Here is a 19,076-nt window from a genome sequence, read left to right as displayed (position 1 = left end):
AAAGCTAACACTAAAAGAGAACGTTTTGCAGAGCATGGATTGTATAAGAATGTAAAAAAATCCCCGATACGAGATCGGGGATTGAATTAAGGCTAGAGAATTGTTTATGTAGCGAGATTACATCGCTTCTTCGAAGATCTTAGAGATTTCTTCGTGAGTTGCTTGTTTAGGGTTAGTGAAACCACAAGCGTCTTTCAGTGCGTTATCTGCTAGTGTTGGGATGTCTTCTAGTTTCGCACCAAGCTCTTTAATACCTGCTGGGATACCCACATCTTTCGCTAGAGTAACGATAGCGTCGATTGCTGCCGCTGCACCTGCTTCAGCAGACATGCCTTCTACGTTTACGCCCATTGCTTTCGCTACATCACGTAGACGCTCAGGACATACTTGCGCGTTGTAGCGCTGTACGTGAGGTAGAAGAATCGCGTTACAAACACCGTGTGGAAGGTCGTAGAAACCACCAAGTTGGTGTGCCATTGCGTGTACGTAACCTAGAGAAGCGTTGTTGAACGCCATACCCGCCATGAACTGTGCATATGCCATTTGTTCACGAGCTTCTAGATCTTCACCATTTTTCACGGCTGTGCGTAGGTGCGCTTGGATAAGCTCAATCGCTTTAATTGCTACCGCATCAGTGATTGGTGTTGCCGCGATAGATACGTAAGCTTCAATCGCGTGAGTTAGGGCATCCATACCTGTTGCCGCAGTTAGCGAAGCAGGTTTAGCGAGCATTAGCTCTGGATCGTTTACCGAGATAAGCGGTGTTGTGTGCTTATCAACGATTGCCATCTTGATGTGACGCTCTTCGTCAGTGATGATGCAGAAACGCGTCATTTCAGATGCAGTACCCGCCGTCGTGTTGATCGCGATAAGTGGCATCATTGGTTTTGCAGATTGGTCTACGCCTTCGTAATCTGCGATTTTGCCGCCGTTAGATGCAACAAGCGCGATACCTTTCGCACAGTCGTGTGGTGAACCACCACCTAGAGAGATAACGAAGTCACATTCGTTATCAGTAAGAAGTGCTAAGCCGTCGTTAACGTTGCTGATAGTCGGATTTGGTTGAGTGCCATCGAACACAACGGTTGCAACATCGCGCTCAGTGAGAAGGTCTTGAACTTGTTTGACTACACCGATTTGGTTAAGGATCTTATCCGTAACGATCAAACCTTTTTTAAAGCCTTGAGATTGGATGCTGTCTGCTGCGTCTTTCAAACAACCAGCGCCCATTAGGTTTACCGTAGGGATAAAAAATGCACTTGTCATATTGGATAGCTCCGTCGTTTTTTTTAATAATCTTTCTTAATTTGCCATTTACTGTCGCACATTCGTTTCCAGATTGAAGTTGATCTGAAGCAAGTTTACCTACTTAGAGGTACTTGCAAGAGAAAAACTGTGACAGTGATCTTGTTGCACTGCGTATAAGTGCAACACTGATATAAAGTAGAACAAATATGAAACTATGGACGCAAACGATTGGCAGAAATTGACTTCTGACGCGGATATATCTCTAAATTCGACTAAAGTATAAAAAATCCCCATTAATAACTTAATTATCAATGGGGATAGGGAAGTGTTTTATAAGCTAACTACTAATAATTAAGCTATTTTAATCAGTTTTGATACTAACTTTTCGATACCTGAAGCCGCTTGAGAGATATTCTCTGCCAACATGTAAGCAGGGGTTGAAAGTACGAGGTGTTTTTCATCAAAAATGATGTCTTCGACAGGGCACGTGGTGTGTTCACCGCCCATTTGATTAAATGCTATTGAGACTGCCTCATCGTTGCCTACCGTTCCTTTCACGCCTTGCTCATAAATCATCGGAATAATGACAGGAGAAATACACAGATAGCCAGCTGGTTTCTTCGCATTAGCAAACGCGCGACAAGCTTGAGCTACGTGTGTGTTAATGGAGCACTCTGCACCTGAAACGGCGAAGTCGGTTAAGTTTTTCGCAGCACCAAATCCACCAGGAAGCAGTAGGGCATCGTATTCATCAACGTTAAGTTTGGCAACATCGTCAATGTTTCCGCGTGCGATACGAGCTGATTCGATCAAGACGTTACGGGTTTCATCCATTTCGTCACCAGTTAGGTGATTGATGACATGGAGTTGGTCAATGTTAGGTGCAAAGCAGTGCCAAGTTGCCCCTGCTTTCTCGATGGCGTAGAGCGCCAACACTGCTTCGTGGATCTCAGAACCGTCGTAAACGCCTGAACCACTTAAAATGACTGCGACTTTTTTCATGTTTGGATTCCTTTACTCTGAACGTTCCTTAGATTGCTCTTCGCTATCTAGACCATGCGTTTCCGAGTGTGTTTTAACGTTTTCACTCTCGTTGTCATCTTCATCATAGTAGCGCACAACAAAGGGTGTAAGCATAACACTAGAGGGCAGAAAATGTTTCATATCAACTCCAACGGCTTAATAGAATGATTTTTATACTGATTTTTATAAAACAGTACGTTGAACCTGATCATTTTTGAGTTAAGCTGACGTTTCCTTTGGCATTCATGAGTGGTAGGTCACATGAAATCAGTGCAATTTCGTTTCACACTTTATGGTTGTATCGCAATTCTCTCTTGGAGTTGTCTGCTTGGCATCGCGAGGTTGGTTACGGAGAGTTTAGGTCCTGTAGGCGGGGCAGCCATGTTGTACTCTCTTAGCTCTGTTTTCCTTCTTATCGTGGTCGGTATTCCAAAGTTGTCTTACTTTTCTCCCAAGTATCTTGTGCTTGGTGGTGCGATGTTCGTCTGCTATGAAATATTTCTCGCTCTATCTTTGGGATATTCCAACTCGCGCGCGCAGGCAATTGAGGTGTCGATTGTCAACTACCTTTGGCCCGCACTGACGGTTTTATTTGCGGTCCTTGGCAGCAATAAAAAAACAAACTGGTTGCTTTATCCAGCAGTTACGCTGGCGTTTGTTGGGGTTGCTTGGACTGTGAGCGGTGAGAATGGCTTATCCATAACTCAGCTCATGTCCAATGTTAGTAGTAACCCTCTGGTGTATTTTATGGCTTTCGCTGGGGCGGTTATATGGGCCTTTTATTGCAACTTAACCCAAAGGCAGCAATCTAAACATAATGCGATTACCCTGTTTTTCATTGCAACAGCTGTTTCGCTTTGGGTCAAATATGCGTTTACGGATGAGCCACCAATGACATTCAGTTGGGACGCGATGGGGTACTTAGTGGCTTCTGCGGCTTTAATGGCTGGTGGTTATGGTTTATGGAACATCGCGATCGCTGGCGGCAATATGGTTTTTCTCGCCACCTTGTCTTACTTCACGCCCATTTTTTCCGCTTTATTTTCTTCCATTATTCTTGGCGTAACTCTGAGCCATAGCTTTTGGCAGGGCGTTGTGATGGTAACGGTGGGCTCGCTGATGTGTTGGTTAGTCACCAAAGAGAAGCGCGAAGCGGCTGGGTAAGTTACCAACGAGATCAGAGAATTTAAGTGAGCAACGAACAGAGCTCCCTTGCGAGCTGTATTCGAATACGAAGCAACTAAATCGAAAAAATTAAAAAAGCTCCCGAGATTGGGAGCTTTTTATTGAGTTTTAACGGCTCTTTGGTGGCACTCTAATAAGCGACGTTCAAGTGTAGTTGAAGCTTGAATCTGTGCTTCGACAGTCGCTTGATAAGCTGCTTACGAGTGTGCTCTAGTGTATCAAGCTCCAATGTGTCGTCATCAATATGTACGTCCACATTTACTCGTAGCTCTTGGCCCACCTTCGTTACGCCAGCCAGTTTCAATTGATGCTCAGTTACTTTTTCAATCTCAAGAACATCTTTGCCAACGCTCTGACACAGCTCTTTGCTTGGTGCCATCATTAGTAGTTCACGTAAGGCACCTACTAGCATATCGAACGGTACTTTGAGGAAGTAAAAGCCCATTAAAACCATCATCATGGGGTCGGCATATACCGCATACTCAGAGAATGGCGTTAGTGAAACAGCCCAAGCCGAGATAAATCCTACGGTCACCGCCACACTCAACAAAGTATCCATTTGCCACTGTTTTTTCTCCGCTTCAATCAAGCCTGATGAGAAGCGGCGGCTGCGTTTCGCCATAAACCACCAAGCGTAACCACAGCCGATAACATTCACGATGCCGAATAAGGTCGCAATAGAAGCATCGACCTCGCGACCTCCAGACATCAATGCTGATATCGCAGAGTAGAGAGAGAAGCTTACAACCACTAAAATGACGGCTGCTTTTATCGCAATAACGATTGGTTCTAAGACCGCTTTTCCAAATGGGAATACAGATTTTGAAGGCTTGTTAATATAGTAAGAAGCGGCCAGTGACAATAAAGTTAACAGTAAGCTGACCAAAGAGTAAACACCGTCAAAAACGATGACAATTGAGCCTACAAGCAAGCCAAGTACCATACCACCAGCAGCGAACCCAGATGCCAAAAGGGCTGAAATGGTTAGAATACGGTTTTCGTTTTTGCTTGTCCTGTCACACATAAAAGATGCCTTTGAATTTTAATACCTTACTATTCTTCGCTCATAAGGTAATTTAGGCAACCACAAAGTGACCGGTAACTAATTTAAAAAATTGCGTTTTTATTTATGTTCTTATAAAACAATGACTTACTGTTATTTTTTGGTGTCAGTAAAATTGACGCTCACTGATAAAATGTTTAGAAGTCAAATAAATACTCGCTCAATTTATCTGCTAACCACGTCATTGCTGGATGCTCAGTATGGCCGTTAGGTGAAAACATACAGTAGTCTTCTTGCGTCAAGCCGTATGTGTGTTTGATAACGGCGAGCTTCTGCTGACGAAGGTAATGGCGGATTAATGGTTCAGGAAGCACGCCCCAAGCGTCTTCTTCTAAGATGGTGTTCAGCATGTAGTCAAAACTCGAAAAACCAATATATCGAGTCGAGAAAGGTTGCAGTTCAGGGTTGTCTTTCTCATTTAGGTACACCATTAGTGCTTGCATCTGACTACGTAGATCTTCGTCTGAGACACGGCGCATCTTACTTAGGCGGTGTTCTACACTGCATACTGACATCATACGTATCTTACCTAAAGGGTTATATACGATACGAGGATCGTCTACTCGCTCATAATCAACGCCGAAAGCAAAATCTACTTGGTGGGTACTGACCAAGTTGGCTAAGTCGCCACTGGATGCCAAGATTAAGTTGAAGGTTGTTGAAGGAAAGCGGTTATTCAATGTATGAGATAATTCTTGCCAGAGATCATCAGGTAAGGAGTCGTCACGTGCTACCCAAACTTCCGCGTTAAACCCTTCCGAGATTTGAGCGCAGGTCTTTCTGACCCGTTGTGCGATGATAAGTAGGTGTTCGCAATCTTTGTAAATGGCTTTCCCAGCTTCAGAGAGGGTGAGCTGGTTGCCAGTTCGGTTAAACAATTCAACGTCGAGATCTTTCTCTAATGCCTTAATCGACATACTGAGTTTGGTGCGATTGCAGTCGAGTTGCCTTGCCGCTTCAGAAACAGAACCACACTCAGCGATGGTGCAGAAGGCTTCTACTTGAGTTAAGTTCATGATTTGACACAACCAATAAATGAATTCAAATAATTTGGGTATTATGCAGATGCGCTCCCAAAGCCATGAAAGATTATCGAAAAAAACGCGAATCCGCCAGATAAGTCTATGGTCTTTTAACGGTTTTGCGGTAATCTATGTGGGTTACAAAAAGTGAACATGGAGGCCACGATGGCACAAGATTGGGACGGCTTAGCAAAAAACTGGGAATCAAATCCAGCAACAGAGCAATTTGCGCAGTCGGTGTTTGAGCAGTTACAACAGCTAACTCAGCTTGATGGCATTAAAGTACTAGATTTTGGATGCGGAACAGGGCAGTTAAGTCAACGATTGTCACCGATGGTTAAAGACATCGTAGCATTAGACGCATCGGAAGCCATGATTGAGGAACTCGATAAAAAAGAGCTCGTCAACGTAGAACCTGTGGTAGATGCATTATCTCGCGGCTTGGTCGCTCAGCACCCTGCGTTTCGTGGACAGTTCGACTTGGTGGTTGCATCATCAGTTTTAGCGTTCGTGGAAGACTTAGACGCGTCATTAACGATCTCGCATTCTCTACTTAACCACGGCGGCTATTTTGTTCATTTTGATTGGATTGCAGAATGTGAACAAGACGGTTTTACCCTTGCGAAGTCTGAGCGTGCACTGAAAGAAGCAGGCTTTACTGAAGTTGAATCGCAACACGTTTTTGACATTGTATCTGACGGTAAAACAATGTCGGTATTAATGGGGCTTGGTCGCCGCTAATACTGCTGAATAAAGGACACAAAATGACAAAAGCGAGCTAACAAGCTCGCTTTTTTCTTATCTGCTGAGGGTATATGTAACTTCACTTGCTCTAAACAAGTCGTCGTGGTGCAGGCAAGGACATACTCGAACAACTAAGTCTTCGGAGGTTATTTTGAGACGACTATCCTGCGTATCTCCTCCAGCACTTCAGGGTTGGCTATTGCGCCTAAATTTTCGACGCTTCGGTTGTTAACGACTTGCTTAACGGCTAACTCGACCAGCTTTCCTGAGCGTGTCTTAGGTATATCGCTTATTGCGTAAATCGCACTAGGTACATGCCTTGGAGAACATGCAGACTTTAGCTGTGCTTTGATGGAAGCGATCATCTCGTCATTGAGCTCTACCCCTTTGACTAATTGGACAAACAGCCATATTTGTTCGTTGCGATCGACTTCTTTTCCTACTGCGATCGAATCTAGAATACCGTCTATACAGTTCACTTGCTGATAGATTTCGGCCGTGCCGATTCTTACGCCACCGGGATTCAACGTGGTATCACTTCGACCATAAAACACGTATCCCCCAACGCTGGTCTGTTCAACATCATCGCCGTGGTGCCAAATATTGTCGAATTTATCCCAATAAGCGCGATGATATCTCTCACCGGTGTCGTTCCAAAAGCCAGCAGGGAAGTTGGGTAATGAATTGGCACAAACCAACTCACCGCGCTCTCCCATTACGCTATTACCTTGTGGGTTAAAGACTCGGACATCGACCCCTAACCCTGCTGATTGGCACTCTCCCCGATAAACGGGAGAAATAGGGTTGCCTAATACAAAGCAGCCACAAATATCTGTTCCGCCAGAAATCGAGGCGAGGTGTACATCTTCTTTAATGTGCTGATAGACATAATCAAACTGTTCTGGATACAGAACAGAGCCAGTCGAACAAATGGTTTTCAGACTTGAAAATGCATCACTTTTCTGCGGAGAAAAAGATGCTTTTTCCAGCGCCTCTAGGTATTTTGCTGAGGTTCCAAATAGCGTCACTTCGGCTTGTTCTGCGAGGTCCCAGAGCACATTATGAGTGGGGTAAACAGGGCTACCATCAAAAATCACCAAACATGCACCGCTCGCGAGTGAAGAAACGTGCCAGTTCCACATCATCCAGCCGCAGGTTGTGTAGTAAAACACTCGGTCGTTCGGTTGAATATCGCAATGCAGTTGATGCTCTTTCAAGTGATTAAGCACCGTTCCGCCGACGGAATGGACGATGCATTTCGGTTTGCCTGTTGTGCCTGAAGAATAGAGCACAAATAGCGGATCGTTAAAATTCACACGAGTAAAAGTCAGCGCTTCGGGTGTGTATTGATTCAGGACGTTTTGCCAATCTTGGGTGCAGACATCGCATTCAAAAATGTGTGGTTTAAGGTAGCTAATTTGGCAAACTTGTTTAAGACCATCAAGATGATCCGCAATATGCTGGTTTTTCTCAGACATATCGAAAGTTTTGCCATTGAATGTATAGCCATCACAAGTAAACAGGATTTTGGGTTTCACTTGACCAAAGCGTTCCAAAACGCTTTCGACGCCAAAATCAGGTGAGGTGGAAGTCCAGGTCGCCCCCAAACTACTGGTTGCTAGCATGGCTACCACCGTTTGAGGTAGGTGAGGTAAATAACCAGCGACGACATCACCTTGCTTAATTCCACATTCTTTCAACCATTGCTGCACACTCGAAACTTCTTCGCACAATTGTTTCCAGGTGTAGGTCTGTTTTTCTTCACGTTCATTTTCAAACCAAATAGCGAGATCATCGGGTTGGTGACACGCGTAGGTTAGCAAATTTTCGGCGTAGTTAATTTGCGCGTTTGGGAACCATTTTATATCCCTATTTTCAACAGGTTGCTGCCAGCGACTTTCTGCTCGCTCTTTTATGGTCTCTCCCTGAGTGCCAATGACGTCGCAAAATAGCCAAACTTCCTGCCAAAATTTTTCTACATGATCGAGTGACCATTGATGCAGATCAGCGAAGCTTTCAAGGGTATTTCCTTGTCGATTAATGTGTTCAATAAACTGTGTAATGTTGGCTTCTTCGATACGACTTTCGCTCGGTTGCCATACTTTGCTGCTCTCGCGCATAGGTCCCTCTATAACAAAGTGATAACAGGTTTTAGTTTGAGAGGAATACACGATAAAGTCAAACAAGCTAGAGATTATATCGTGTCATAAAAATCATGCAGTTACGATGCATTGTAAACAATATGTTACATCGGGATGGTGCTGAGAAAATCGCGCAGGGATTGGAAGCTCTTAAGACTACAGATAGGCTTAATGTAAAAGATTTGTTAATGGAGATGAGCCATGACGCAGTATCGTTCTAAACCCGTAAACCAGGAAGGCAGGGTTGAATGGAGCCGTGAAGAAGACGCCATTTGGCGAGATTTGGTAACACGACAAATGGGTGTGATCCAAAACAGAGCTTGTGAGGCTTATTTACACGGTTTGACGCTGCTTGATTTACCTCAAGACCGCGTTCCTCAGTTACCAGAAATTAATCGTGTCTTGATGGAGACAACAGGTTGGCAAGTGGAGCCCGTTCCCGCGCTTATTGATTTCGACCGATTTTTTAATCTACTCGGTAATAAGCGCTTTCCAGTCGCCACATTCTTGCGTACAAGAGATGAGTTCGATTACTTACAGGAGCCAGATTTCTTCCACGAAATATTTGGTCATTGCGCGATGTTAACCAACCCAGACTTTGCTGCATTTACCGAGCATTATGGTCAACTAGGGCAAGCCGCTACCCCAAAACAAAGAGCCTATCTCGCTCGTCTCTACTGGTTTACTGTAGAGTTTGGTTTGGTGAAAGAAGGGGACAAAACCAAAATTTACGGTGGTGGTATTCTTTCATCTCCTGGCGAAACCCTCTACGCATTAGAGAGTGATGCAGCAATTCGCGACCCATTTGAATTACAAACTGTGCTGAGAACGCCTTATCGTATCGACATCATGCAACCGAAGTACTACGTGATTGATGACTTTTCTCAGCTTTTTAAAATCAGTCAGTTAAATTTATTGAAACAAGCCGATCTAGCGATTGAAGCTGGACTGCTTCCTCCACTTTTTGAACCAAAGGAACCTGCTCATGTTGAATGAACAAAAATGCGAAGCTTGTAGTATCGATGCCATTGCACTAAGCAAAGAAGAGCAACAGTCTCTGCTTCTGCAATTGTCTGATTGGAAGATCATTGAAAGAGAAGATATACCTCAACTAGAAAAGGTGTATAAATTTAAGAACTTCAAACAAGCATGGGCTTTCAGTAACAAAATCGCGGAACTGGCAGAAGATGAGTTCCACCATCCTTCTATTTTGTTGGAATGGGGTAAGGTTACCGTAACGTGGTGGAGTCACTCTATCAAAGGTCTGCATAAAAACGATTTTATCTGCGCATCAAAGTGTGACGCGCTAGCATCGGCAGAGTAGGACATTACCTCATACAAAAAAACGCCCGGCTTACGTCGGGCGTTTTGGTTCTAAATGACTTTTACATTACTTTATAGATTGATTCGGAAGACGGATGTCGTGCCCGATACCTCATTGCCAACGGCGATAAAATGACCACCATTACGGGTAAAGTAATTAATGGATTCTGGACCTAAATCGCCTGCTTTTGGACTGTATGTATCGTTCATGCATTCGCCATCTTCGACTTCTGTACACACTGGTTGATTGTAATCACGGCGGTTGACGTAATGCATAAACTGCGCTTGTTTCGGGTCTGTGATGTCATAAATCATGATACCGCCTTGACGCTCCAAGCCGATAAACGCGTAATGACGACCGTTAATTTTTGCTACTTCAATCGCCTCTGGCTCAATACCTTTATCATCACTTCGGTCATCGCCACTATTATTGTTATCGTTGGTGCTGTTGAAGTTCTTGCCTTCATTCAGCAGCGCGATAGTCGCGAAATCGTCACCACTATCGAAGACCAACTTGCCGTTTTCATCCCAAATCGAGAATGAACGCGCGCCAAATGATTGAACATTCTCTTGTGCAGAAAGCGTTTGTTCCGGCTTAATCACTTTTAAACGCGCGAGTTGTTTGTTGTCTTTTAGTGCCTCTGCCAATGGGTGTTCTGCTGCCACTTTCAGCTTCTTACCGCGCACTTCATCAATATGGCTTAAACAGGTTCCTTGCTCAGATGTATATTCATCTGTACCGAGGTAATCGTCTTCATCCCACATAAAGCCAACTTTGTCGCACAATTCTTGAGTGGTTTTGAATCCGTACTCACGCCCGTCGCCTTCATTTGCAGATACGATGTAAGTACTCCCATTCACTGAGTAGCTGTCGATAGTGTCAGGCATAAATAAGCCAACCAGTTGTGGGTAGCTTTTCAAGTTCCCAATGATTTTGTCTTTGTTGGATGCATCGAGTTTAGCGCCCGACCAAGACTTCTCACCTAAGCCAACAATTTTTTCTACCGATTTGCTCTCTGGATTGACGATTGCCATGGCGTTATTTTCTTGTAGCGCGACATAGATTTTACCGTTATCTGCAAAAGTGAGGTATTCAGGCTCTAGATCTTGTGCGACGGTGGCGTTTGGCCCCGAAATACGCACATTCATTGGGAGCTCTGCTTTTCGTGAACCATCAAATTCGTTAAAGCCAATTTGTGTCACTTCTGCTTGAGTAACACCAAGGCTCAGATCGATCAAAGTGATACTACCTTCAGGGTCAATGCTGTAATCGCTGTTTGGTTCTCCTTCATTAGCGGTTGCGATGTATCGGCCATCTTTTGAGAAGCCAACCATGTCTGGCAATGCGCCTGTTGGGAAAGTCGTGACTAATGACAAATCGCCGGAGCGGTACAAGCCAACAATACCATTCGCTTGTTTATTACTGTTTTCAATCGCAACTGCTACCAAACCATTGAATACAGCGACACTGTTTGCTGCGCCAATTTCAATGCCCGCTGCTTCGCCAGCGCTGTTGAGATCAATGAATGCGCTTTGCGTTGGTACGCCGTTGTCATCCATAGACATTACATCGATACGTTTTGCTTGAGCATTCACCACATAGAGCTTATCTGTACAGGCGTCATAACTGACGATTTCAGCTGCCGATGTGTCGAATGGAGCATCAGCAACGGATGTCCCGATAAACGTTAACCCTTGAATTGAAGTTTCCCCAGCAACGGGCGCAGTGGTAGGTTTGCATTGTGTAGCGAATGAAGCCACGGTATCTTCGGGTTGTGATGAACACGCGATGGCAAGTGATGACAATGCGAGTGCACCGATTGCCTTTAAAGGGGTGATCATGATATCTCCTTATCAATCCGATAGGTTGTCAATCAGCATGGGTTTTATGCTGCTGTCCATTTCCGCAACTGGAATGATAGAGCGCTGAATGACGTGTGATTTGGTAAGGCTCTGAATATATGTATGATTGATGACTCTTATATTGGCTTTTTATGAAACTAATGTGTCATCAATATGATGAGGTAGGGATAGAGGAATAATGGAATTAAAATCGTTTTTAGATTTATTGGCAGCGTCACCAGAGCAGGTCGAATTTGAAGCAACGATGGCGGTGATCGAAGATAACTATACGTTTGAGCCAACCGCTTTTGTAAATGGTGAGACACAAAACAATGCAGGCGAGAACAACGGTTCGTGTAAGATCTTCGCTTTCGGTTTGCTAAACAACCTAGACAAAGAAGCGACGCTAGCCTGCTTTGGCCGTTTTTATCGTGAAGATGTATTGCAGCATCCAGAGAACAGCGATCACCAGAATATTCGTAATTTTATGGTGACAGGGTGGGAAGGCATTAAGTTTGAAGCGTCCGCTTTAACCGCTAAATAAACACCAGTCAGAAAACGATGATCAGTAAGCCAGTCGTATTACGCGACTGGCTTTTTTTCTAGACATTTTCGGCACAAACACAGCTGGTTGGCGCTTGGCTTGGGTAAATCACGGGTTTCAATAGTAAAGCACCAGCATGTCTCTTTGCCTGCGGCGATATCACAATGGGCTTGAGTCCCGCATTCAGGACAACTGTGTGTTGAATCTTCTCCTGCGATTTGTTCGATAATCGCATCTCGTTGGAGATCGGTTTTGTCTTTCCATTGGATGATTTCATCCATCGTTCGGTGACAACCAGAGCATATTCCGGCGTTATTTTTACATGCTGCTCGACAAGGTGACTTCATTGCTTTCTCGTTCTCATTTTTTATGCCGCGTACTCTAGCATAAAGCGAGTCAAGGCCGCCAAAAATAAACGTGACTGCGATTTGCTGGTGAGGAGGGAGAACCAGTGTTACCCTTGGACGAGTTACCTTAACTCTCTGTCACTTATGTTAGAAAAAGAAAACCTCATTAAACTCGCTAGAATGCAAATGCCATTTGGGAAATATGCAGGGCGAGTGTTGATCGACCTGCCTGAAGAATACTTACTGTGGTTTGATAAAAAGGGCTGGCCAAGCGGCGAGCTAGGGGATTTGCTCAAGCTATGTTTAGCGCTCAAAATTGAAGGCTTAGATAGTGTCGTGAAGCCTTTGAAGCGCATGTAATTAGCTACAGAAACGCCCACTCTTAATGAAAAGACTTATTATGAATTTTGATATCGATGCACTGAAACACCACCAATTGGTCGAAGATGGTAAACTAGAGGGATGTTACATTCATCAGCCAGCTCAAGGTAGCCAGCAAGATGACAAAGCTGTTTTGGCAGAGCGCCAAGCGTTGGAAAAGTTGGGATATAAGGTAATACAGGTTAAAGCTAAAGGCGGGACAACAACGTTTGCCGAGGCGATGCAAAAGCTAGCGAAGGAAACTGGTCACCTGCCTAAGGAGTAAGTGAGTCTAACCTGCCACAGCCTTACAAGTTCTCCCACCAGACTATTTTTTCATTCAAAAGAGCCAGACCGTTAGGCTGACTCTTTTTTGTCCCAAAGTGTGTTACGCCTCGAAATGCGAATTTAGATAATTGGCAATTTTATACATACAAAACTCTTCTCTTTGCCATTCAGGCAGAGTGCCCCAAAACTGGTAACAATGATATGAATGTTATCGTCGCTAGGCTGATGTTGAACACGCGCTGTCTTAATACGGTATTGAGATAAATACGAATTTTTTTACCAACCCAGACCCAAGTAATATTTGCAAACAGTCCGAATGTCGTAAACACGAAAGTAATCAATGTAACAGAGAACCAATAGTTAGAAGGGAGACTATAACTTGTGACCAAAGCAAGTGATGCCATCCAAGCCTTCATATTACCCAGTTGAAACAACGTAGCCTGAGTTACGTTGATTGGTTTGCTTTTAGTGGGTTTGCCTGCGAAAAGGTTGGTACATAGCAGCTTAATCATCAGCCAGAACATGTAAACCAGACCGATGTATTTTATAGCGAGATACCAACTTGGATGAGTTTGTAGGGCAACACCGACACCACATGCACAAAGCAGAATTAACCCTATTACGCCAATACGGATACCAATTAGGTGTCGCCATGATTTCCTTATACCAAATTGTGCCCCTGAGTTGGCGAGCAATAAGTTATTTGGGCCGGGTGTTATGGCGGTGACAAACGCAAATAAACTCATCGCTGGAGTTAGGTCCCATAATGTTGTCATTTCTTTTCTTCTCAAATTAGTGCTGATAAGCCAAGAATAAAGGGATGAAGTGAGAGAGACCTACAGTTAATGCGTCATGGTGACAATTCTTTCATTTCATTTTTGTCAGGCCTTATTTATCCTGAATACAAGAGCTAATTGTACCCCTTCGGAGAGAGACAATGTTAGTCCCTGATATATCGGGTCGTTCCGGACCTAAGTTTATGGCACTGGCTGAAGCTATTGCAGAGGTGATAGAGAGTGGTGAACTCGAACCAGACACTAAATTACCTCCTCAGCGTATTTTATCTTATCGCTTAGGTGTGACGGTTGGAACGGTGACAAGGGCGTATCAGGAGCTAGAGCGGAGGGGCTTAACGGAACCAAAAGTAGGAAGCGGTACTTATGTACGTAACAGAGAAACTGAACTGAACCACTTTTATCATCCGGTATTGGAAGAAAAAGGCATTGATCTGGCACGTTGTCGACCTTTGCTATTATCGCAGCCGAAATTTCTTGCGAATGCGTTGAAAGAGCTATCACACGAGGAAATTGCGCAGGCAGCCGTGCTGGATTACTACTCCGCTGATGGCATTCGGGGTCATAACGAGACTCTTCGACAATGGCTGATGACCAAATTCAATATCGATATTGATGCACGGCGTCTAGTGTGGACTCATGGAGGGCAACACGGGATATCGTTGATTATTCAATCTCTAAGCCGCCCTAAAGATACAATTCTTGCTGAAGGGCTGTGTTATCCAGAGTTCATCTATGCATGTCAGCAATCCGAACGAAAGCTAGTGCCAGTAAAAGTCGATGAACATGGATTAGATCCAGAAGATCTGGCTTTGCACTGTAAGAGGCATCGCCCAAAGCTGCTTTATCTTACGCCGGGAATACAGAACCCGACCGGAGCTCAGTTAACGGATAGCCGAAGACTAAAAATCATAGAGATATGTCGTCGTTACAATGTGTTGATTATTGAGGACGATGTTCTCTACTGCCCACCGTCTCATCGAAAGAGTCCCTTAGTTGCTATCGCTCCAGATATTACCTTATACGTGGGCAGTTTTTCTAAGTACTTTGCAGGTGGATTGCGGCTGGGTTTCATCATTCTGCCTTTGTCGTTCAAAGATTTACTGCAACGTGCGCTACGAGCCAGTTGTATGTATGTTAGCCCTTTGATAATCGACCTTGTTTGTCGTTGGTTAACTAGCGGAGCTATGCAAGCCGTGGACAAAGAGATAGCGATGGAACTCAGTGCACGTCATCGGATCTGGAAGGCAGTATTTCCCGAAATCCAGATTGGTGTTCCTGGTTACAATGTGTGGCTACCTTTGCCTGAGCCATTAACAGGGTATCACTTTAACCAGTCGTTGTTGAAACATGGTGTCAGAGTGAGGGAAGCGGAAATGTTTGCTGTGGGTCGGTATGAAGTGCCGGCAGCAGTGAGGATATCACTTGCAGGTCCATTAAGCCGATTACAATTGCAATCAGCTTTAGATATCGTAAGAGAGCAAATCAAACGGTTAACTTAAGTTTCATAGTTCACATGGATTGCTCAATATCTAACTATTCAATGCTCTATTAGGATTGAACACACCGATATACATAAAGTGCTCGAAGTTGTGCTCAAAGTCTCAAAAGTTACTTGAAATCTGAAACTCGCTTAGAGGTCTTTTGGGCAGCATCGAGTTGATTCATCTTTGTCGAGAACCTTCATGTTGAGTACTTTCCAACGCAAAAGTGCCCCATTGTTACTTGGGGCTAGTACTAATCCATCTATTGTGAGTATGGCTTTGCCTTAATAAATCTTATTTGAACTCGCCTCTAAATGAGTGGGCTTATCGATGTAACTCAGCAACGCTCATAGTGAAAACTAAATCCGAATCTGCTTGGTTTGAGTAGCTGTGAGGGACATCCGTTTTAGCTATAGCGGACTGACCTTCATGCAGTTCTATGGCTTTCCCATCAATATTCAAAGTGAGTATTCCAGACTCAACATGAAAAAGTTCAAACGTGCCTTGTGGATGACCTGCTGATTCAAAAACTTCTGATGGTTTCATATTCCAGCGCCACAACTCAATCATATCTGGGCCGCTTGTTCCCGCCAGAAGTTTTGCGCTACCACCGTGCTCGCCAGTCCAAAGCGTTGGAATGTCCTCTTTATCAATGATGTTGACTGTTGGATTACTCGCAACATTCACAATATCGGCAACCGAAATCCCAAGGGCAGCAGACAGTTTACACAACGTCGAAATGCTAGGGTTAGCTGCCCCTTTCTCTACTTCTACTAACATGCCTTTACTTATCCCTGCTCTTTTTGACAGGGCATCCAGTGACAACTTGAGCCTTTTTCGATGTTCCTTGATCCTTGCGGCTACCGCTTGATTAATGAAATCAGCATCAGTGCCACTATCGGTCGATATATTGACTTTTTTGGTCATTGTAATGTATCTTGCATGAAAATGAATCACTGAAGGAATTATCTAATGGTTGTTATAGTGCCGTCAATCGATGCTCGAATTTCCCAGATTGCACCAGAGTTCAAAGCATTGAGCATATCCGTTAAAGGAACGGAAGTTCAGAGCCAAGAGTATGCAAAACGGGTTCTGCAAGAAGCATGTACTTCCGTCATTGAGAACGACTATCCATGGGCAGAATCACACATCAATGCGTGGGGAGACGTTTTTCGTCAATTTGGCGCTAAACCAAATCGAACCCCTTGCTCGGCTGCTGCACTGCGAAAACGAGTATTGAAAGATGGAGGAATGCAGAGCATTGACCCTATTGTGGATATTTATAATGCCATCAGTATTCGATACGCCATACCCGTAGGTGGTGAAGATATGGACAGTTATCAAGGAACGCCAACACTCACTATCGCAGATGGCTCTGAATCCTTTGACACCATGAAAAATGGTGAGGCTTCAATTGAAAACCCTGATGTTGGGGAAGTAATTTGGCGCGATGAAGTAGGCGTTACTTGTCGTCGTTGGAACTGGAGGCAGGGTGTCAGAACCCGAATTGAATCTGACACACGTAACATGTGGTTTATTCTAGAAAGCTTGCCTGAAATGCCACTAGAACACTTGCAGGAGGCGGGCCAAGAAATGATTAAACACTTGCAAGTGATCATGCCTGATTCAGTGATAGAGCAATCGTTGGTGTTTGCTTCAAAATCCATTGAGGTTTGATGTGATAAATACTTTGTTAACGGGTGCCGTTGTTTCTGGAAGTTTGATTGTCGCAATCGGTAGCCAAAATGCGTTTCTATTAAAGTGCGGATTAAAAAAGCAATACGCACTGTCCGTTGCCACTATCTGCTTTCTTGGAGACATTCTACTGATCAGTACTGGTGTACTTGGTATAGGGACACTGCTCTATAAAGCACCATTATGGAAAGACCTTTTGACTCTTGGCGGCGTAGTATTTCTTTTCTGGTATGGCTACCAATCTGCAAAATCAGCATGGAATGGTTCAAGTCACCTAGAGTTGGAAAATTCGGACATTGCCCAGAGTTGGTTAAAAGTCGTTTTAATGGCGATGGCTATCACTTTTTTAAATCCACATGTCTATCTGGATACGGTGGTGATCCTTGGTGGTGTGACTGCTCAAATGGAACCTGATGAAAAACTACTGTTTGTTATAGGGGCACTGATTGCATCAGGGATCTGGTTTTATGGATTAGTGTATTTGGCTAACAAGTTGATCCCACTTTTTAGTAAGCCAAGAACATGGAGAATTTTAGATTCTGCGATTTCATGCATCATGTTTGGTATTGCATTGAAGCTCGCAACACCTCTGTTAAGCCAATACATATAGAACGTCTCGATAAAGCTGCATTTCCAATAACTAAACTGCTCCTGCCAGATTGGACACAGATTTTCCATACCAGAAGTTATTCGCATTTTGCTAATTTAAGTAAATGCTCTAAATTATTTCTGTCCAAGAGAGTGCTGGCGCAGTTCAAAGTAGGCACTTGCTTTGGGTTACTCGACTCCAAGTAACTTTATTGCTATGTTTCGCAAAATATATGGAGAATCTCCTGCGCGTTATTTTTCTAGATGCCGTGCAGAATAATGTGTTGACCGGCTGAGGGAAAAATGAAAACCAAAATAATAATGTCGTTTCTACTCGCTACATTGTGTGTCAGTGCCAGCGCCAGTACGAATGAGCCGAAATACCATTCTGCGCTAACAATCAAAACGGGATTCAGTGAAGACAGAGATAAGCCAGTAGAAGTCTATTATTGGTATCCCACAACGAACGAAAAAAACAATTTCACGTTTGGTAGGGGGAACATTTTTAAATCAGTCGAAACGCAGTTAGATGCCCCTTTAGCAAGTGGAAAATTTCCCGTTGTGCTTTTGTCGCAGGGCGGAACACGGTCAGCGTTTTCCCACAGTGGTTGGATAGCCTCGAGCCTGGCGCAACAAGGTTATGTCGTTGTGGTACCAAAGCCTCCTGCACCGAACGAAGTCAATGCAGAAATGGCTGTTGATGAAATCACATTCAGAACCAGTGATTTGGTGCTTGGGCTGAACGAATTAAGTTCGGTCGGGATACTGTCCGGAGGCGTAGATACTGATGCAGTGCAGGGGGTCGGCTTTTTTCTGGGCGGCACATCTATGCTGATGCTCTCCGGAGCGCAAATAAGCCCGGAGAAATATCGAACATCGTGTCACAACGCCACCAATGTAGACTGTCATTGGTTACGTGAAAATAACGTTGATATTACCAGCATCCCGGATCAAAAATTCCCCCGATTTCAGTCTGAAAACAAACTGAAATCGGTCGTCGTTATCAACCCTGAGCTAACGAAAACTTTTGTCCCTGAAACTCTGGCCTTGATGAACAATGCTATCACCGTGGTGACGCTTTCTGATCGGCTACATCCCGCACTGACACCAGCCGAATCACTTGTTGATCTTCCCAATGTGACGTTTCAAGAGATTCCTAGTGCGAGTCAGTTTAGTGCGTTCGCAGAATGTACTGAGCGTGGCATTAAAATTCTCGCATCAGAAGGGGAGGAAGCACTTTGCCAGGAGCGTGACGAGGTTTCCAGAAAGGACAATCATCAGCACATTTTGGATGTAATTCTGGCCAGGTTAACAAAGTCATAAGAGTGCAACAATGAGGAGCTTTCTTACACATTGTGTGCTTGGACCAGCAAAGCGAGAAGTAA

Annotated in this window: 21 protein-coding genes; 11 read left to right on the top strand and 10 right to left on the bottom strand. The window is 44.2% G+C overall.

The features are described from left to right. Positions 1 to 117: 117 nt before the first annotated feature. The 3 genes from yiaY to R7D93_RS00990 all read right to left on the bottom strand — a co-directional run bounded on the left by yiaY (position 118) and on the right by R7D93_RS00990 (position 2,412). Complete coding sequence (gene yiaY / locus R7D93_RS01000; protein ID WP_039988101.1) at positions 118 to 1,266, bottom strand: L-threonine dehydrogenase; 1,149 nt, start codon at positions 1,264 to 1,266, stop codon at positions 118 to 120. 333 nt (positions 1,267 to 1,599) lie between these two features. Then, entirely contained in the window at positions 1,600 to 2,250 is a 651-nt protein-coding gene (gene elbB, locus R7D93_RS00995) for an isoprenoid biosynthesis glyoxalase ElbB (RefSeq protein WP_225496257.1), read from the bottom strand. Between the two features lie 12 nt (positions 2,251 to 2,262). Then, positions 2,263 to 2,412, bottom strand: coding sequence for a hypothetical protein (locus R7D93_RS00990; RefSeq protein ID WP_017634379.1), 150 nt, complete (start codon positions 2,410 to 2,412; stop codon positions 2,263 to 2,265). Between the two features lie 120 nt (positions 2,413 to 2,532). Here R7D93_RS00990 and yddG point away from each other — a divergent pair, with 120 nt between their 5' ends. Further along, complete coding sequence (gene yddG / locus R7D93_RS00985) at positions 2,533 to 3,435, top strand: aromatic amino acid DMT transporter YddG (RefSeq protein WP_225496255.1); 903 nt, start codon at positions 2,533 to 2,535, stop codon at positions 3,433 to 3,435. 151 nt (positions 3,436 to 3,586) lie between these two features. Here the strand turns inward: yddG and R7D93_RS00980 are convergent, their stop codons facing one another. Together R7D93_RS00980 and R7D93_RS00975 are read right to left on the bottom strand one after the other, a co-directional pair. Beyond that, the gene (locus tag R7D93_RS00980) at positions 3,587 to 4,480 is read right to left on the bottom strand and encodes a cation diffusion facilitator family transporter (RefSeq protein WP_053303754.1); all 894 of its coding nucleotides are present in this window, start codon (positions 4,478 to 4,480) and stop codon (positions 3,587 to 3,589) included. A gap of 176 nt (positions 4,481 to 4,656) precedes the next feature. Further along, positions 4,657 to 5,535: a LysR family transcriptional regulator gene (locus tag R7D93_RS00975; RefSeq protein ID WP_005375568.1), complete on the bottom strand. Its 879-nt coding sequence runs from the start codon at positions 5,533 to 5,535 to the stop codon at positions 4,657 to 4,659. A 171-nt stretch (positions 5,536 to 5,706) separates the two neighbouring features. Here R7D93_RS00975 and R7D93_RS00970 point away from each other — a divergent pair, with 171 nt between their 5' ends. After that, positions 5,707 to 6,282, top strand: a complete 576-nt coding sequence (locus R7D93_RS00970; RefSeq protein WP_005375567.1) for a class I SAM-dependent DNA methyltransferase — start codon at positions 5,707 to 5,709, stop codon at positions 6,280 to 6,282. Between the two features lie 149 nt (positions 6,283 to 6,431). Here R7D93_RS00970 and R7D93_RS00965 read toward each other — a convergent pair whose 3' ends face one another. Further along, a complete protein-coding gene (locus tag R7D93_RS00965) occupies positions 6,432 to 8,405 on the bottom strand; it encodes an acetoacetate--CoA ligase (RefSeq protein WP_225496253.1) in 1,974 nt (657 codons plus the stop codon). A 222-nt stretch (positions 8,406 to 8,627) separates the two neighbouring features. Here R7D93_RS00965 and phhA point away from each other — a divergent pair, with 222 nt between their 5' ends. Continuing rightward, positions 8,628 to 9,422, top strand: coding sequence for a phenylalanine 4-monooxygenase (gene phhA, locus R7D93_RS00960; RefSeq protein ID WP_005375564.1), 795 nt, complete (start codon positions 8,628 to 8,630; stop codon positions 9,420 to 9,422). After that, positions 9,412 to 9,750, top strand: coding sequence for a 4a-hydroxytetrahydrobiopterin dehydratase (locus tag R7D93_RS00955; protein ID WP_167415940.1), 339 nt, complete (start codon positions 9,412 to 9,414; stop codon positions 9,748 to 9,750). The genes phhA and R7D93_RS00955 overlap by 11 nt, the downstream gene beginning before the upstream one ends. Positions 9,751 to 9,821: 71 nt before the next feature. Here R7D93_RS00955 and R7D93_RS00950 read toward each other — a convergent pair whose 3' ends face one another. Continuing rightward, positions 9,822 to 11,591 carry a choice-of-anchor I family protein gene (locus R7D93_RS00950; protein WP_225496251.1) on the bottom strand — a complete coding sequence of 590 codons (1,770 nt, stop codon included), beginning with the start codon at positions 11,589 to 11,591 and terminating at the stop codon, positions 9,822 to 9,824. A gap of 199 nt (positions 11,592 to 11,790) precedes the next feature. On the opposite strand from R7D93_RS00950, the gene R7D93_RS00945 reads away from it, so the two are divergent. Further along, positions 11,791 to 12,135 (top strand): HopJ type III effector protein, encoded by a 345-nt coding sequence (locus tag R7D93_RS00945; protein ID WP_005375560.1) that lies wholly within the window; start codon positions 11,791 to 11,793, stop codon positions 12,133 to 12,135. Positions 12,136 to 12,173: 38 nt separating this feature from the next. Here R7D93_RS00945 and R7D93_RS00940 read toward each other — a convergent pair whose 3' ends face one another. Next, positions 12,174 to 12,482 (bottom strand): cysteine-rich CWC family protein, encoded by a 309-nt coding sequence (locus R7D93_RS00940; RefSeq protein ID WP_080276966.1) that lies wholly within the window; start codon positions 12,480 to 12,482, stop codon positions 12,174 to 12,176. A 144-nt stretch (positions 12,483 to 12,626) separates the two neighbouring features. Between R7D93_RS00940 and R7D93_RS00935 the strand changes: the two genes are divergently transcribed. Then, positions 12,627 to 12,842: a DUF3820 family protein gene (locus tag R7D93_RS00935; RefSeq protein WP_005375557.1), complete on the top strand. Its 216-nt coding sequence runs from the start codon at positions 12,627 to 12,629 to the stop codon at positions 12,840 to 12,842. A gap of 40 nt (positions 12,843 to 12,882) precedes the next feature. After that, positions 12,883 to 13,128: a hypothetical protein gene (locus R7D93_RS00930; RefSeq protein ID WP_017821096.1), complete on the top strand. Its 246-nt coding sequence runs from the start codon at positions 12,883 to 12,885 to the stop codon at positions 13,126 to 13,128. Positions 13,129 to 13,297: 169 nt separating this feature from the next. Here R7D93_RS00930 and R7D93_RS00925 read toward each other — a convergent pair whose 3' ends face one another. Further along, positions 13,298 to 13,906: a LysE family translocator gene (locus R7D93_RS00925; protein WP_167415943.1), complete on the bottom strand. Its 609-nt coding sequence runs from the start codon at positions 13,904 to 13,906 to the stop codon at positions 13,298 to 13,300. Positions 13,907 to 14,067: 161 nt separating this feature from the next. Between R7D93_RS00925 and R7D93_RS00920 the strand changes: the two genes are divergently transcribed. Next, positions 14,068 to 15,426: a PLP-dependent aminotransferase family protein gene (locus R7D93_RS00920; protein ID WP_167415944.1), complete on the top strand. Its 1,359-nt coding sequence runs from the start codon at positions 14,068 to 14,070 to the stop codon at positions 15,424 to 15,426. A 306-nt stretch (positions 15,427 to 15,732) separates the two neighbouring features. Here R7D93_RS00920 and R7D93_RS00915 read toward each other — a convergent pair whose 3' ends face one another. Then, positions 15,733 to 16,335: a helix-turn-helix domain-containing protein gene (locus R7D93_RS00915; protein ID WP_025768446.1), complete on the bottom strand. Its 603-nt coding sequence runs from the start codon at positions 16,333 to 16,335 to the stop codon at positions 15,733 to 15,735. A 45-nt stretch (positions 16,336 to 16,380) separates the two neighbouring features. Here R7D93_RS00915 and R7D93_RS00910 point away from each other — a divergent pair, with 45 nt between their 5' ends. From R7D93_RS00910 to R7D93_RS00900, 3 genes are all read left to right on the top strand, one after another. Beyond that, entirely contained in the window at positions 16,381 to 17,085 is a 705-nt protein-coding gene (locus tag R7D93_RS00910; RefSeq protein WP_025768445.1) for a B3/4 domain-containing protein, read from the top strand. 1 nt (position 17,086) lies between these two features. Next, positions 17,087 to 17,713: a LysE/ArgO family amino acid transporter gene (locus tag R7D93_RS00905; protein ID WP_053350632.1), complete on the top strand. Its 627-nt coding sequence runs from the start codon at positions 17,087 to 17,089 to the stop codon at positions 17,711 to 17,713. 281 nt (positions 17,714 to 17,994) lie between these two features. Continuing rightward, positions 17,995 to 19,014, top strand: coding sequence for an alpha/beta hydrolase family protein (locus tag R7D93_RS00900; protein WP_225496241.1), 1,020 nt, complete (start codon positions 17,995 to 17,997; stop codon positions 19,012 to 19,014). Positions 19,015 to 19,076: the final 62 nt, after the last annotated feature.

The organism is Vibrio sp. YT-15 (assembly GCF_033337445.1).
GTDB lineage: Bacteria > Pseudomonadota > Gammaproteobacteria > Enterobacterales > Vibrionaceae > Vibrio > Vibrio alginolyticus.
Note: the sequence above shows the minus strand (reverse complement) of the source record. Positions and strands in the feature narration are given on the sequence as shown.